This window comes from Aromatoleum bremense (assembly GCF_017894365.1).
GTDB lineage: Bacteria > Pseudomonadota > Gammaproteobacteria > Burkholderiales > Rhodocyclaceae > Aromatoleum > Aromatoleum bremense.
The window spans coordinates 148,748-162,620 of sequence record NZ_CP059467.1; the positions used below are offsets into that span (position 1 = coordinate 148,748).

Annotated in this window: 11 protein-coding genes and 2 pseudogenes; 8 read left to right on the top strand and 5 right to left on the bottom strand. The window is 66.6% G+C overall.

Translation table 11 applies throughout. The annotated features are described in order from the left end of the window. The first annotated feature begins 51 nt into the window (after positions 1–51). The 7 genes and pseudogenes from ppsR to pbN1_RS20625 form a co-directional block, all read left to right on the top strand. Entirely contained in the window at positions 52–885 is an 834-nt protein-coding gene (gene ppsR, locus pbN1_RS00655; protein ID WP_169202824.1) for a posphoenolpyruvate synthetase regulatory kinase/phosphorylase PpsR, read from the top strand. A 119-nt stretch (positions 886–1,004) separates the two neighbouring features. Then, a complete protein-coding gene (locus pbN1_RS00660; RefSeq protein ID WP_169202823.1) occupies positions 1,005–2,174 on the top strand; it encodes a DUF2863 family protein in 1,170 nt (389 codons plus the stop codon). A 40-nt stretch (positions 2,175–2,214) separates the two neighbouring features. Continuing rightward, complete coding sequence (msrB, locus tag pbN1_RS00665; protein ID WP_169119047.1) at positions 2,215–2,655, top strand: peptide-methionine (R)-S-oxide reductase MsrB; 441 nt, start codon at positions 2,215–2,217, stop codon at positions 2,653–2,655. A gap of 56 nt (positions 2,656–2,711) precedes the next feature. Then, positions 2,712–4,070 (top strand): IS1182-like element ISAzo1 family transposase, encoded by a 1,359-nt coding sequence (locus pbN1_RS00670; protein WP_169204312.1) that lies wholly within the window; start codon positions 2,712–2,714, stop codon positions 4,068–4,070. Between the two features lie 208 nt (positions 4,071–4,278). Then, positions 4,279–5,379: pseudogene (locus pbN1_RS00675) on the top strand (IS701 family transposase); the annotation flags it as partial. 144 nt (positions 5,380–5,523) lie between these two features. Beyond that, a complete protein-coding gene (locus pbN1_RS00680) occupies positions 5,524–6,642 on the top strand; it encodes an ISAs1 family transposase (protein ID WP_169204320.1) in 1,119 nt (372 codons plus the stop codon). Between the two features lie 17 nt (positions 6,643–6,659). Further along, positions 6,660–6,881 (top strand): annotated as a pseudogene (locus pbN1_RS20625) (IS701 family transposase); the annotation flags it as partial. A gap of 169 nt (positions 6,882–7,050) precedes the next feature. On the opposite strand, the gene pbN1_RS00685 reads toward pbN1_RS20625, so the two are convergent. From pbN1_RS00685 to pbN1_RS00695, 3 genes are read right to left on the bottom strand one after another with little or no spacing between them, the layout of a single operon-like run. Further along, complete coding sequence (locus tag pbN1_RS00685) at positions 7,051–7,752, bottom strand: DUF599 domain-containing protein (protein ID WP_169204005.1); 702 nt, start codon at positions 7,750–7,752, stop codon at positions 7,051–7,053. Then, complete coding sequence (locus tag pbN1_RS00690) at positions 7,749–8,678, bottom strand: alpha/beta fold hydrolase (protein ID WP_169204004.1); 930 nt, start codon at positions 8,676–8,678, stop codon at positions 7,749–7,751. Before pbN1_RS00690 ends, pbN1_RS00685 begins: the two co-directional genes overlap by 4 nt. Positions 8,679–8,726: 48 nt before the next feature. Then, positions 8,727–11,087, bottom strand: coding sequence for a DNA internalization-related competence protein ComEC/Rec2 (locus pbN1_RS00695; RefSeq protein WP_169204003.1), 2,361 nt, complete (start codon positions 11,085–11,087; stop codon positions 8,727–8,729). Between the two features lie 104 nt (positions 11,088–11,191). On the opposite strand from pbN1_RS00695, the gene pbN1_RS00700 reads away from it, so the two are divergent. Then, complete coding sequence (locus pbN1_RS00700; RefSeq protein ID WP_169204002.1) at positions 11,192–11,737, top strand: DUF2062 domain-containing protein; 546 nt, start codon at positions 11,192–11,194, stop codon at positions 11,735–11,737. Positions 11,738–11,749: 12 nt separating this feature from the next. On the opposite strand, the gene lolD is transcribed toward pbN1_RS00700, so the two are convergent. Further along, positions 11,750–12,436, bottom strand: coding sequence for a lipoprotein-releasing ABC transporter ATP-binding protein LolD (lolD, locus tag pbN1_RS00705; protein WP_169119042.1), 687 nt, complete (start codon positions 12,434–12,436; stop codon positions 11,750–11,752). Next, positions 12,429–13,682 (bottom strand): lipoprotein-releasing ABC transporter permease subunit, encoded by a 1,254-nt coding sequence (locus pbN1_RS00710; RefSeq protein WP_169204001.1) that lies wholly within the window; start codon positions 13,680–13,682, stop codon positions 12,429–12,431. The genes lolD and pbN1_RS00710 overlap by 8 nt, the downstream gene beginning before the upstream one ends. Positions 13,683–13,873 lie beyond the last annotated feature (191 nt).

The following is a 13,873-nucleotide window of genomic DNA, read 5'->3' on the forward strand; positions in this document are numbered from 1 at the left end:
TGCTCTGCCGCACGGCAGGTTTTCCCCAATGCCACTTTTCTGGCGCAAAACATGAGCGAGACTCCCATCCGTACCGTCTTTTTCATCTCCGACGGCACCGGCATCACCGCCGAAACGCTGGGCCACAGCCTCCTCGCCCAGTTTCCCGACGCACGCTTCCGGCAAGTCCGCGTGCCGTTCGTCGATGATCTCGACAAGGCGCTCGACTGTGCGCGCCAGATCCGCGAAACCGCAGCGATGGACGGCGTGCGCCCGATCGTCTTCAGCACGCTGGTCAACCCCGACCCGTTGAGCGGCCTGCGCGAAGTCGATGCGCTGTTCGTCGATCTGTTCGAGCAGTTCATCAATCCGCTCGAGGCCGAACTCGGGCAGCGTTCGACGCACACCGTCGGCCGCTTTCACGGTATCGCCGAGAGCAGCGACTACAAGGCGCGCATCGAGGCGATCAACTTCGCGATGGCGCACGACGACGGCGTGTCATCGGACGGCGAACTGGCCGACGCCGACGTGATCCTCGTCGGCGTTTCACGCTCGGGCAAGACACCGACGAGCCTGTATCTGGCGGTGCAGTTCGGCGTCAAGGCCGCGAACTATCCGCTGATTCCCGAGGATTTCGAACGCAACAAGCTCCCCGGAGAGCTGCATCGCCATCGCAGCAAGCTCTTCGGCCTGACAATCGCGCCGGAGCGCCTGTCGCAGATTCGCCAGGAGCGCCGCCCGAACAGCCGCTACGCGTCGATCGAAAACTGCCGCTTCGAGATCGACGCGGCGCAAAAGCTGATGCGCCGCGAAAACATCCAGTGGCTCGATTCCACCAGCAAATCCATCGAAGAGATATCGGCTACCATTCTGCAGGCCGTGCGGCTGAACCGCCCGGCGTACTGAGCGCCCCCAGGAAACGGCTTTGCCGTTTCCGCCCCCCGAGGGGGACAAGAAAACTTGGGACGGCCCAGCGTTTTCTTGGGAGTCCGGCAGCTGTAATCATCACCCAAACAGGAATTTCCATGAAACGAACACGTCAAAAGCGCCGCGGTGGTTTGGGCCGCGAAGCCGAACAGTTGATCTGGCTGGCAACGGGCCTGGCCGAATCCGGCAGCCGTGCCGAAGACCATTACTGGGACCGCCATCTGTGCGCGGCCATCGACCGCCTGCTCGCGGACAGCGACGAGGAAACCCTGAACGCTGCGCTCGACCACCTGTACAGCGCCGACTCGCCCGGCTACGACGAACTGGCCGACTTCATCGAATCGCGCGCCGAAAGCGCACCGGGCGTGTCGCCCGAGCACGACATCCTCCTGATCGCCGCGCCGGTGCTTGCGTGGTCGCGCTACCGCATCCCGGCGACGACCGTTTCGCCCGCGGTGCTCGCGAACCTGCGGGTGCATCTGCAGGCCCACGTCCTCGCCGATCGCGTCAAGCTCGCGCTGGCCGATTTCCTGTTCAGCCCCGACCAGTTGCCGCAAGGCTACAGCGCCACCGCCGAGTTCGCTGCGAAGCTGGGGCAGTCGGCGCTTTCCGGCCGCGACCTGCATATCGAGACCGAAGGCATGCCCGAGACGGCGCAGTTCCTGTCGGACACCCGTTATCTGCTCGCCGCGATCGCGGTGCCGAAAGGCGAAGCGCTGTTCGGCTGGCAGCAGGCGGGCGGATCGCGCGACCAGTCCCTCAGCCAGTGGCGCAAGCAGGGCGGCGCGTGCCTGATGCCCCTGCTGCCGGGTTGCGCAATGGAAGTCGTGTTGCCCGACGCCTATTTCGCCGCCAGCCGGCAGGCTGACAAGGACAGCCGGCCGTATGCGATCCGCGCCTCGGTGGCCTTCCTCGGCGCCGAGATGGAAGCGCCGGCCGGAAACCTGCGCGCGGTGATCGCGCCGTTCCACGAGCGCGAGCTCGAGGAATACCGCGTCGGCCTGACGTTGCGCGGCAAGGACGAGGTGGTACACGGCGTCGTCTGGCCGCTGCTCGGAGCCGAGGACGACAACGCGGACAGTCCGGCGCAGATCGAGGCCGTGCTGCGCGACTGCGGCGTCACCGAAATCGTGAACCTCGACCACCGGTTCCCGCTCGAATACTGCGATGACTGCGGCGCCCCGCTCTACCCTTCACCCGAAGGCGAGATCGTGCACGCCGAAATGCCCGAAGAACACGGCGAGCCGACGCCCCGGCACCTGCACTGAAGCACTGGGCAGCGGGTCGCTCCGACACGAGGAGTCGTCCATGAGCCGCAAGATCGAGAAATCCGAAGCTGAATGGCGCGCGCAGCTCACTCCCGCGCAATTCCAGGTCACGCGGGAAAAAGGCACCGAGCGCGCCTTCACCGGGGAATACTGGGATTGCTGGGACCAAGGTGAGTACCGCTGCATAGGCTGCGGCGCACCGCTGTTTCGTTCGGAACACAAGTTCGACGCCGGCTGCGGCTGGCCGAGTTTCTGGACCGCCGCGGTGCCCGAAAACGTCGAGACCGCAGACGACCGCAGCCACTTCATGCAACGCACCGAAGTGCTGTGCCACGAATGCGGCGCCCACCTCGGGCACGTGTTCGAGGACGGCCCGCAGCCGACGGGCTTGCGCTACTGCATCAATTCGGCATCGATCCGGCTCGAACCGGAACCGTCCGGCGAGGACGACCAGGCGCGAGGACCGCAATCGACCGGCTAGCAGCGTGTCGGACTATCCCCCTGTAAAATGCCGCGTCGCCCCTGGAACCCGAGAGCATGAGCCGCTTCCGCCCGATCGACCGCCAAACGGACTACCTGCTACCACCGTCGGTGCAGGACTGGCTGCCCGAATCGCACTTGGCGCGCTACGTGGTCGATGTGGTGGAAGGGCTGGACCTGTCGGCATTGGAGCGCGCCTACGCGGGCCGCGGTAGCGATGCCTACCACCCGGCGCTGCTGCTGTCGCTGCTGATCTACGGCTACGCGACGGGAACCCATTCGAGCCGCAAGATCGAGCGGGCCACGTACGACTCGCTGGCCTTCCGCTTCATCGCGTGCGACCAGCATCCGGACCACGACACGCTGGCGACGTTCCGCCGCCGTTTCGGCGATCAGTTCGCCGATGCCTTCGTGCAGGTGCTGCAAGTCGCCCGCGAGAACCAGCTCTCGCGCTTTGGCACCGTGAGCCTGGACGGTACCAAGATCCACGCCAACGCCAGCCGACACAGCGCGCTCTCGTATGGGCACGCCGAGAAGATCGAGGCCCAGCTCAAGGCCGAAGTGCAGGAGATGCTCGCGCTGGCCGAAGCGGCCGATCGGAGCTGCGTGCCCGAGGGCGTGGATCTGCCCGCGGAGATCCAGCGCCGAGAAGACCGGCTGGCCGCCATCGCGGCCGCCAAGGCCAAGATCGAAGCGCGCGCCAAGGAGCGCTTCGAGCGTGAACAGGCCGAGTTTGATGCCAAGCTGGCCAAGCGTCAGGCCAAGGCGGCGGCCACCGGCAAGAAGCCCGGCGGCAAGCCGCCGACCCCGCCTGCCCCCGGTCCGCGCGCGGACGACCAGCTCAATCTGACCGACGAAGACTCGCGCATCATGAAAGTGACCAGCGGCGGCTTCGAGCAGTGCTACAACGCGCAGGCGCTGGTCGATACGGAGTCGATGCTGGTGATGGTGCCCCACCTCACCCAGGCGGGCAACGACAAGGAGCAGGTCGAGCCGATGCTGGCCCGCATCGCGGCCCTGCCCGAAGGGCTCAATCAGCCCGACCAACTGCTGGCCGACACCGGTTTCTTCAGCGAGCGCAACGTCCAGGGCTGCCAGGCCGCCGGGATCGAACCGCTGATCGCGGTCGGGCGCGACGAGCACCATCCGGATTGGCGCCGCCGCTTCGAAGAGCCCGCCCCGCTCGAGCAGCCCGCCAGCCCCGTCGAACAGATGAAGCACGCCCTCAAGACCCGGGCCGGCCGCGCCGCCTACGCGCTCCGGAAACAGACCGTGGAACCGGTGTTCGGCATCATCAAGTCGGTGATGGGATTTCGCCAGTTCCTGCTGCGCGGGCTCGACAACGTGCGCGCCGAGTGGACCCTGGTGTGCTTGGCGTGGAACTTGAAGCGCATGGCCGTATTGCGTCCGCAGTGAGAAAAAAGGACAGGGGCATTGCGATTTCGGACAGGAAACCGCTGATTGGAACCTGAAATGCCGACCGTTTCTCACATTGTGAAATCAAGCCCCCGGATACAGCGCCGGCGGTGCTCAAGTCCGACAGGCTGCTAGCACTACTGTGTTGAGTGAACTTTGGACGTTCGATGGGGGTCTCTCACGGGAGTTGATGGTGAGGGTGTTCGAGATGGAACTTGCAGAGGAATTTGGACGGTATCTCGACCATATCAGTGAAGGGCTGGGTCGATCAGAGCGCAAGACGGGCTTGAGGCATTACTGCCACGGACTGATGTTGCCGTTGAAGCGCAAGAGCATGGAGCCCCTGGCGGCGGCGATTGATCCGGAGCACGTGCCCGCGCGCCACCAGTCGCTGCAACACTTCATGACCGATTCGCCGTGGTCGGACGAGGGCGTGCTCAGCCGCGTGCAAAGCTGGGTATTGCCGAAGATGCAACCTGGGCGCAAGAGTTGGATGTTCCTGATTGCCGACGATACCGGGATACCGAAGGCCGGGAGCCACTCGGTCGGCGTCGCCCGGCAGTATTGCGGGCAGTTGGGCAAGACCGACAACTGCCAGGTCGCGGTCAGTCTGTCGATCGCTACCGCGGGGGCCAGCCTGCCGATCAAGTACCGGCTGTATCTGCCGGAATCCTGGACCGACGACCGGAGCCGATGCGACGCTGCCGATGTACCCGAAGACGTGGTCTTCCGGACCAAGCCGCAGATCTCGCTGGCGCAGATCAAGGAAGCCAAGGCGGCCGGCCTTCCCGGCGATGTCGTGGCGGGCGACGCCGGCTACGGCGACGACACGGACTATCGTGAAGGCATTACCGGACTGGGTCTGCTCTACGTGCTGGGGATCAAACCGGGGACGAGCGTCTGGGCGCCGGGCAGCGGGCCGTTGCCGCCGAAGCCGTGGTCGGGCCGAGGTATCAAGCCCACGCGTTTGCGCCGCGACGAGGCGCATCAGCCGGTCACGGTGAAGGCGCTGGCGATGGCGCTGCCGCCCTCGGCCTACCGCAAGCTCACGTGGCGCGAGGGAACGAACACGAAGCTCGCGTCCCGCTTTGCCGCCGTCCGCGTCCGGGCCGCGCATCGGGACTACCTCGGCGACGTGCCGCGCGACGAGGAGTGGTTGCTGATCGAGTGGCCCAAAGGCGAGCCCGAGCCGACGAAGTACTTTCTCTCGACGCTGCCGGCGGACATTTCCCGCAAGGAGCTGGTCGCCGCCGCCAAGATCCGCTGGCGCATCGAGCGCGACTATCAGGCAGGGCTTCCGCACTCGGAAAGCATTTTCCCTGATGGCATAGCACTTTCAAAATAGTCGTTAACCTTCAACATCTTATGCATTCATCTTGTGAGCCCTGCAAAAATCACGTCTACTCTCGTCTTTTGGACGAAGAGCGTGAGTGCGACGCAAAGGGTATCCCTGATGAGCTGTCTGACCGAAATCGATGATCCGCGCAAACCGAGCAACGGCACCCTGCATGACTTCCGGGAGATCCTGGTGATCATGATCGCGGCCGTGCTCTCGGACTCCGACACCGTCGAGGACATCGCCTTCTGGGCGCGCAAGAAGGAAGCGTGGCTGCGCCGCTTCCTCGTGCTCAAGAACGGCATCCCGTCCGAGGAAACCTTCCTGCGCATCCTGCGGGCGCTCGACCCGAAGCAGTTCGAAGCGGCCTTCCGGCGCTGGGTCGGCGGCGTCGTGGGTGCGCTCAACGACGATGCGGCGCTGAGCGGCACGATCGCCATCGACGGCAAGACCGTGCGCGGGTCGGGCAGTGGCGGCGAAAGTGCGATCCATATGGTCAGCGCCTTCGCCACCGATCTGGGGCTCGTGCTCGGTCAGGAGAAGGTGGCGGCCAAGAGCAACGAACTCACCGCGATCCCCGAACTGCTCGATGCGCTGTCGATCAAGGGGCTGCTCGTCAGCATTGACGCCATGGGTTGCCAGAAAAGCATTGCCAAACAGATCGTTGCGAAAAAGGGCGACTACCTGCTGATGGTCAAGGGCAACCAGCCCAAGCTGCTTGAGGCGATCGAGACCGCCTTCATCGATCAACACGCGGTCGAGTCGGTCGACCATGAGTATCTGGTCGAGCGCTCTCATGGCCGCACCGTCGGGCAGATCGCCTCGGTGCTGCCGGCCAAGGGCATCGTCGATCCGGCCGAGTGGCCCAAATGCACGACGATCGGGCATATCGACTCCATCCGAGTCATCGGTGACAAGGAGTCCGGGCTCGAGCGTCGCTACTACATCAGCTCTCGCGCGCTCAGCGCCGAGGAGCTGGCTGCAGCGGTGCGTGCGCACTGGGGCGTGGAAAACCGGCTTCACTGGGTCCTCGACGTCAGCTTTGGCGAGGACGCCAGCACGTTGTGCAAGGACAATGCGCCGCAGAATCTCTCGCTGCTCAGGAAGATCGCGCTCAACATCATCCGCGCCGACAAGACCGACACGAGCAAGGCCAGCCTTCGCCTCAAGCGCAAAGGGGCAGCGTGGGATGACGATGTGAGGGAAAACATGCTGGGGCTTCGATCAATATGCTAGGCGAGTGCGGAGGCCCTGACTATCAGGAACTTAAACAGGAATTCGGCCTGAACAATTTCGAAGGACGCAACTGGCGCGGTTTCCATCACCACGCGACCCTGTGCATTGCAGCGTATGGCTTTGTTCTCGGCGCACGCCTGACGCACGGCGACGACATTAAAAAAAACGCCGTCATCGGCGCGTCACCTGCCCTACCCGAAAATTACACCCCTCGGGGCGCCCGTTCGACCTCAGCGTCATGTGGCCGACTCGATTCCGACGCTGCGCTGGGCCATTGCCGCCGCGCTCGCGCAACGTCTGACACGCTGCCCGTGCTGCGGAAAGGCAGCGCAGCCGGAATCCTTCCATGACACTGTATGAAATCGTCACCCGACACAGTAGTACTAGCAGCGGTCGCCATGCAGCCGCTCATCCCCCGGCGCGAGTCTGCACCAGCGAGGCGAGAACCGGCGACGAGAAGTCGCGGCGATAGAGCACGACCACGACGATCGTCGTGACCGCAATGAACAGCCACGGCTGGATGAACCAGGTGACCGCGGCGATGCCGAAATAATAGGCGCGGATGCCGCGGTTGAACTCGTCGCCGGCCAGCCAGTTCACGGTGGCGAGCCGGTTCACCGTCGCCTCGGCATCTTCGCCGCGGCGTATGTACGGGCTCGCGCCGATCAGGATCGACAGCAGGTTGAACTGGCGCAGCGACCACGTGAACTTGAAATACGCGACGACGAACACCGTCAATAGCAGCAGCAGCTTCACTTCCGATACTGCGCGCGAGGTTTCCCGCGCGAACGGCAGGTCGGCGGCAAAGCGGATCACCTGGTCGAGTGCGCCGAGCACCGCGAGCAGGCCGGCGATGATGTAGATCGTCGTACTCGCATAGAACGACACGCTCTGCATCAGATTGCCGACCAGCGCCGCATCGGTCATGCGCATCTCGCGCTGCACGAGCTGGCGCGCCCACTCCAGCCGGTAACGGTGCGTGACCCCCATCAGGCCGCCGCGTGCCCAGCGGCTGCGTTCCGAAAACCAGCCATAGCCCACCCACGCGACGAGGAACCAGCACAGCCCCGCCCAATCGGATCCCGAAATCGCCGTCGTGAATTCCTTCATCGCGGCCGTCGCTCAGGGGTACGCAGGAAGTCGCTCACGATGCGGATTTGCGATGCATCCATCAACACCGGCGCGTGACCGACGCCCGGGAACTCGGCGACCTGCGCGCGCGGCCCGGTCTGCGTCATCCGTGCGACGGTCTCCGCTTCCAGCAGGTCCGATTCCGCCCCTCGGATCACCAGCGTCGGGCAGCGGATCGCTTTGTACACCTCCCACAGATCGACATCCACGGTGATCGGCGTGTGGCGGAAGACCTCCCCGATCCCCGGGTCATAAACCATGGCGAAGCCGCCTTCGACCGGCCTGACCGAATATTCCGTGAGGTGTTGCCACTGCGCGTCGGTCAGCGGGCCGAACGGTGCGCTGACCTCGCGTATCCAGGCTTCGGCGGCGGCCATGCTGGGGAATTTGGGCGCCTTGCCGACGTATTCGCCGATCCGCCGCAGCGACACCGCGGTGATCACCGGGCCGACGTCGTTGAGCACCAGGCGCGAGATCGGCGTGTGCGGCTGGCTGGCGATCAGCATGCCGATGATGCCGCCCATCGACGTGCCGACCCAGTGCACCGTTTCGGCATCGAGCCGCGCGAGCAGCGTGATCATGTCGGCAACGTACAGCGGAAAACCGTAGTCGGTCTTGACGCCAAGCCAGTCGCTGCGCCCGCGGCCGACGACGTCGGGGCAGACGACGCGGTAGTCGTCGGCGAGCGCCTGCGCGAGGAAGTCGAAATCCCGGCCGTTGCGCGTCAGGCCATGCGCACAGACGAGCACCTTGCGGTTCGCCGGGTCGCCCCATTCCGTATAGGCCATGCGATGCAGGCCGTGGGGGCCGATGCACTGCACCGACTTCTCGCGCAGTCCGCGATACGGGCGGGTCGGCAGCGGCGCAGGTCGAAACACGCGGCGCAGGGTGTCGAGCAGGCTCATCGATTCAGGCTGTTGGATTAGGAAGCCGGAGTTTAGCAGCCCGGATGCCTAACGCCCGTGCCAGTAGCGCGGTGCGATCAGGCGTTGCGCCTCGACGCTCACGCCGCCGTCGCGCACGTCGACGCGGATCGCGCCCTGGCTGTCGGTGCGCCAGTTGCGCGCCCCGGAAGCCGACCATCTGGCCCACACCGCAGGATGCGGATGGCGGAACGGATTGAGGTAACCGACTGTGAAGATCGCGGTTTGCGCCTCGACGGCTGCGATGAACGCTGCACTCGATGACGAGCGGCTGCCATGGTGCGGTACGAGCACGACGTCGCTCGCAAGCGCGCGTGCCGAGCGCGCCAGCAGGCTGCGCTCAGCGGCGGTCTCGATGTCGCCGGCGAGCAGCACGGACCCGCCGGGCGCGGCGATCCGGAGCACGCACGACTTGTCGTTGTCGCGACGCGGGTTCTCGCCTGCGGCCGGATGCAGTACCTCGAAATCGACACCATCCCAGCGCCAGCGCTCACCGGCGACACAGGAAACGGGCGCAATGCGGCCGGCGCGTAGCCGATGCCCGGGCGGCAGGTCCGCCCGGATGTCGACGATCTCCACGCCCTCCGCGAGCGACGCGGCGCCGCCCGTGTGGTCGAGGTCGTCGTGCGAAATCACGAGGCGATCGAGCCGCCGCACCCCGACCGCGCCCAGATAGGGCAACAGCACCCGCTCGCCCGCGTCCACGTCCGGCCCGTAGGCCGGCCCGGTGTCGTACATCAGGTCGTGGCGGGCCGTCTGCAGGTGCGCCGCCATGCCATTGCCGACGTCGAGCACTGTCAGGCGAAACTCGCCCGGCGCCGGGCGCGGTGGCGACCATGCGAGCATCGGCAGCATCGCCAGCACGCCGGCGTGGCGTGCGGGAGTGCCTCGCGGCAGCAGCAGCCACAGCACGCCGGCGATCCCCGCGAGGGCGAGCAGCGGCGGCGGCGCGGCCTGCTGCCACATCGCGAATGGCATGTCCGCGAGCCATTCGAGGGCGACCATCATCAGCCCGGTCAGCCAGTGCGCCAGTTCCAGCAGCGGCGGGAACGGCAGCACGATCGCGGCCAGCACGAGCGGGGTGATCAGGAAACTCACCAGCGGAATCGCGAACGCATTGGCAAACGGCGACAGCAGCGAGAACGCGTTGAACAGCACGAGCAGCGCCGGAACGGTCGCCAGCGTGATTGCGAGCTGCGTCGTCACCGCGACACGCCAGCCCTGCACGCCGCCCGTGCGCCCGCCGACGACGTACATGATCGCCGCGACCGCACCGAACGACAGCCAGAATCCTGCCGACAGGACCGCCCACGGGTCGACCACCAGCACGCTGAACAACGCGAGGGCGATGACGCGGCTGCCTGCCGACTCGCGCCCGAGCAGCAGCGCCACTGCCACCACCGAGAGCATGAGCAGCGAGCGCTGCGTCGGAATGCCGAGACCCGCGAGCAGCGAATAGGCGGTCGCGGCGGCGAGCCCCGCGAGCGCCGCCGCCTTCCTTGCCGGGAACCTCAGCGTCAGCGGCGGGATGCGCCGCCACCCCCAACCCGCTACGCCGCCGACCACCAGCGCGATCATCGACACGTGCAATCCGGAGATGCTGACGAGGTGGGCCACGGCCGTCTTGCGGAATACCGTCCACTGCGCCTGCGTAATCGCGTTCTGGTCGCCCACGGCCAGCGCGACCAGAACGCCGGCGTATTCGGCAGCGGGGAGCGTGGCGAGAAAACGGGCGCGCACCGAATCGCGCAGGCGATGGACGAGGATCATCGGATCGGCCACCAGCGGGTCGAGCAGGATGTTTTCCCCTTTCGCCCGTACATGACCCGTTGCCCGCAGGCCACGCTCCAGCAGCCACGCTTCGTAATCGAAGCCGCCGGGATTGGCAAGGCCGTGCGGGCGCTTCAGGCGCAACGTCAGCTTCCAGCGCTCGCCCGGTCGCAGCGACGGGACTTGTCCCTCGTCGCCCGCGTCCTCGTCGGCGTCGGCGCCGGCGCCGGCGTGGGCGCGCGGACGGTACCACGACAGCAGCATCCGCTGCGGCACCGGGGCGGACGCCGATTCGACGCGCAGCACGAAGCGCACGCCGCGACCCACGGTTCGCGGCAGCTCGTCGATGATCCCGGTCACGACCACGTCGCGTCCTTCCCAGGTCATCGGTAGCTCATCGGTGAGACGCCATTGCGCCCGCGCGGCCGACCAGACGAAGCCTGCGGCGAGCGCCAGCAGGCACATGCCGGCGAGCTGCGTGCGAGCGTCGGCGCGCCATAACGCGGCCGCGACAGCCCCGCTCGCCACGAGAAGCGCGAGCAGCCAGGCGGTGCCGGGCAGCTCCGGAAGACCCTGGCAGAGCCAGACGCCCAGCGCGAAGGCGATTATTGACGTTCGCATATTCCGCCCATCATGCCTGCGGCCGGGAAGCGCTGGCAAGCTCACCGCCGGGTTTGGGTCTTGCCGGGCGAACCATTAGAATCGCCGCTCCAACCCGGACGACCATGCGCAAGATCCTCAAGCGTTTTCTGCCGAAGCACGAAACGATTCGCTCCAACCGCTGGCTGCGGCCGTTCGCGAGCACGCTGCTGCACCCACGGCTTTGGCACCTGAATCGGCATTCGGCAGCCGGCGGCTTCGCGGTCGGATTGTTCTGCGGCATGATCCCCGGGCCGCTGCAGGCGGGCGCGGCGGCGATCTGCTGCCTGGTGTTCCGCGTCAACCTGCCGCTGGCGATGATCACGACGCTGTATTCGAACCCGGTGACGATCGTCCCGCTGTATTTTCTCGCCTACGAGATCGGCAGCTGGGCGATGGGCCTCAACGGACAGGGTTTCGCGCCGCCGCCGGAACTCGGCGAGATGACGCTGATCGCCTGGGGCGGCGCGCTCGTGGACTGGATGGCCGGCTTGGGCAAGCCGCTCGGACTCGGCCTGATCCTGCTCGCGGCGACGCTGTCGCTGCTCGGCTACCTCGCCGTCAAGGCCGCGTGGCGAATCTGGCTGATCCGTACCTGGCACGCCCGCCGCACCCATCGCAACGGCCGCTGAACGTCCTGCGGGTCACGCCAGCCGGCCGTCGTCGAGCCGCAGCGTGCGCTGGGCGCGCCCGGCGAGTTGCTCGTCGTGCGTGACGATGATGAAGCTCGTCGCGAACCGCTCGTTGAGGCTCAGCATCAGGTCGAACACGCTCTCCGCAGTGCGCCGGTCGAGGTTGCCGGTGGGCTCGTCCGCGAGCACGCACGCCGGCTGCGTCACCAGCGCCCGCGCGATCGCCGCGCGCTGGCGCTCGCCCCCGGACAACTCGCCCGGCGCATGATCGAGCCGGTGCCCGAGACCGACTTCTTCGAGCATCGCGACCGCCCGTTCGTTCGCCGCCTCGCGCTCCATGCGCCGGATGTAGAGCGGCATCGCGACGTTCTCGAGCGCCGAGAACTCCGGCAGCAGGTGGTGGAACTGGTACACGAAGCCGAGCGCCTCGTTGCGCACCCGGCCGCGCTCGGCATCCGACATGCGCGAGAAATCGCGTCCGCGCAAGCGCACCGCGCCGGCGCTCGGTACGTCCAGCCCGCCGAGCAGATGCAGCAAGGTGCTCTTGCCCGAGCCCGAGGCACCGACGATCGCGATGCGTTCGCCGCGCGCGACCGCAAGCGTCACGCCGTTGAGCACCTGCAGCGCATCGGCCCCTTCGCGGAAGGTTTTCGACAGGCCCTCGCAGGCCAGCACCGGTTCGTTCGTCGCTTCACTCATAGCGCAAGGCCTCGGCCGGATTCACGCGCGACGCGCGCCAGCTCGGATACAGCGTCGCCACCAGCGTCAGCACGAAGGACAGCGATACGATCGTGATCACGTCGGCCGGCAGCACTTTCGACGGCAGCTCGCTGATGTAGTAGACCTCCTTGTTCCACAACGTCGCGCCGGTGACCTGCTCGAGCGCCGGAATCACGACGTCGAGGTTGTGCGCCAGCAACAGCCCGCCCGCGACCCCTGCGGCAAGGCCGACGAGCCCGATGATCGCGCCCTGCAGCACGAAAATCGCCATGATCGACGTGGGACTCGCGCCCAGCGTGCGCAGGATCGCGATGTCGGCATACTTCTCCTGCACCGCCATCACCAGCGTCGACACGATGTTGAACGCCGCGACGGCGACGATCAGGAACAGGATGATCGTCATCATCGTTTTCTCCAGCGCCACCGCGCGGAAGAAATTCGCGTGGCTGCGCGTCCAGTCGCTGACCATCACATCGGCTTCGATCAGGCCTGGCAGTTCGCGCGCGACGCGCGGCGCGGCGAACAGGTCGTCGAGCTTCAGCCGCACGCCGCTGACGCGCTCGTCCATGCGGTACAGCGCCTGCGCATCGCGCAGGTGGATCAGCGCGAGGCCGGAGTCGTACTCGAACATCCCCGCCTCGAAGATCCCGACGACCTCGAACTGCTTGACCCGCGGCAGCACTGCCGCTGGCGTCACCAGCCCTTGCGGGGCGATCAGCGTCACCTTGTCGCCGACCTGCGCCTGCAGCGCGAACGCGAGATCGCGCCCGAGCACGATGCCGAAGCGCCCGGGCTGCAGCGCGTCGAAGCTGCCCGAGCGCATGAAGCGCACGAAATCGGCGACGCCGTCCTCGGCCGCCGGCAGCACGCCGCGCACCAGCGTGCCGCGTACCGCCTGGTCGAACGACAGCATCCCCTGCTCCTGGATGTACGGCGCTGTGGCGACGACGTCCGGATGGCGTGCAGCCTGGTCGGCGACCTGTTGCCACGCGTCGAGCTCGCCGTCGAAACCGGAGACCTGCACGTGCGATGCAACGCCGAGGATGCGCGTGCGCAACTCTTCCTGGAAGCCGTTCATCACCGACAGCACGACGATCAGCGCGGCGACACCCAACGCGGTGCCGAGCATCGACACCAGCGAGATGAAGGAGATGAAACGGTTGCGCCCCTGCGCCCGCTTGCGCGACCGGGTGTAACGCAAACCGACCAGGATTTCGTAACGCATCGGGTGGGGGGCAGCGGCGAAAAGGCGCCATTCTGCCGCAAGGACAGATCCGGCGCGACGAACGACCGGCAGGATCGCGAAAAATCGCGACGAACCCGCTCTTTTTTACGCGCCGCGACCCGGCCCGCTCCGAGCGCAGCGTCGGCTCCCTGCCGGGCCCGATCGCGTCGTCCCGCCGGAGCCACCGGGCG